Raw genomic sequence first — 627 nt, forward strand, 5'->3', positions numbered from 1 at the left:
GCCGGCATGTCCACTGGGACCACCGGCATGTCCTCCGGGACCACCGGCATGTGCTCCGGTACCGGCGCGTCGCAGGGGCCCGGCGCCGACGCGTATCCCGACCGCCCGAGCACCCCGCCGCCTCCTGCCGCCCCGCCCCGCCCGGCGCAGGGACCGGATGCGTACGGTGCCGACCCGGCGGTGGGAGACCTGGGCCCGTCCGCCGGGCGTGCCCCCGCAGCCGGTCGCCACCCGCGCCCCGACGCCCGTGCCGACGCCGCCCCTGCCCGCCGCGGTGGCGGTGGCGGTGCCCGCGGCGGGCGACCGGTGACGGACGGTGAACCGTCGGACCGGGAGCCGGGGGACGCGGCCGACGCCCCGGAGTCTCCGGCACGCGGCGCCAGGCCCGTGTACCCGCGCTTCCGGCTGGGCCGTTCCCACGGCACCGACGCCCCGCCGCCGCATGCCTCGGCCCGCTTCCCGGACGCGCCGCCGCATGCCTCGGCCCGCTTCCCGGACGCCCCGCCGCGTGCCTCGGCCCGATTCCCCGACGGCCCACCGACCGTCGGCCGCGAAGCGCCGTCCGCCCCCGCCGCGGCCGCCCCCCCGCCCCCGCCCCCCCCCCCCCCCAGCCCCCAAAACACCACA

1 protein-coding gene is annotated in these 627 nt (G+C 81.8%); it reads left to right on the forward strand.

What is annotated here, in order from left to right:
- Positions 1 to 157: 157 nt before the first annotated feature.
- Positions 158 to 310, forward strand: coding sequence for a hypothetical protein (locus HZS56_RS37850; protein WP_216725330.1), 153 nt, complete (start codon positions 158 to 160; stop codon positions 308 to 310).
- The last annotated feature ends 317 nt before the right edge of the window (positions 311 to 627 follow it).

The organism is Streptomyces mayonensis (assembly GCF_018982965.1).
GTDB classification, from domain to species: Bacteria; Actinomycetota; Actinomycetes; order Streptomycetales; family Streptomycetaceae; genus Streptomyces; species Streptomyces mayonensis.

What these genes read in the sequence shown, in the direction of transcription:
- HZS56_RS37850 (WP_216725330.1), top strand. Translation starts at nt 158, where the DNA reads ATGCGTACGGTGCCGACCCGGCGGTGGGAGACCTGGGCCCGTCCGCCG.